Here is a 679-nt window from a genome sequence, read left to right as displayed (position 1 = left end):
GGCGGCAGCCTGGGTCGACTTCAGACCACTGATGGCCAGGGTCGACAGTTGCGAGAAGTCCACCGTTTCCATCGCCGCCAGGCTCAGGGTGTTGATCACACCGATCTGTTGCGAGTTCAGGCCGACGATCTGGGTCGAGGTCAGGTTGACGATCTGATCCGAGCTCATCGTGCTCACCACCGCCGTCGTCAGCGCGCCAACTTGCAGCGAGGTCAGGGCCTGCAGCTGGTCGGAGGTGATCACCGCACCGGAGCCGGTCGTCACTTCGGCGGCCGTCAGCGAGGCGATCACGGCGGTGCTCAGGCCGACGATGTCGTCGGTGGCCACGTTCGCCATGGCGTTCGTGTTGAGCGCCTGGAACTGCGTCGAGGTCAGTCCGCTCAGTTGCAGCGAGGTCATGGCCTGGACTTGCTCGCTATTGAGCTTGTTCATGGCCAGCGTGGTCAGGTTGTTCACCTGCAGCGTGGTCATATTGCCCATCTGCTCGGTGTTCAGACCAGCCACTTGCGAGCTGTTCAGGGCGCGGATCACACCCGTCGTCAGGGCACGCAGGGCGACCGTGTTCATGCCGCTCAGGGCCGTCGAGTTGATCAGCGCAGCCTGGGTCGCGCTCAGGGCAGCGCCCTGGGCAGCGGTCATGGCCGACAGCTGGTCGCTGTTCAGCGCGCCGACCTGGGTC

At 64.7% G+C, this 679-nt stretch carries 1 pseudogene; it reads right to left on the bottom strand.

Going from position 1 to position 679, the window contains the following annotated elements:
- Positions 1–679 (bottom strand): annotated as a pseudogene (locus LZ005_RS21540) (heme utilization protein); the annotation flags it as partial.

This window comes from Massilia sp. TS11, from assembly GCF_022012445.1.
GTDB lineage: Bacteria > Pseudomonadota > Gammaproteobacteria > Burkholderiales > Burkholderiaceae_D > Telluria.
Note: the sequence above shows the minus strand (reverse complement) of the source record. Positions and strands in the feature narration are given on the sequence as shown.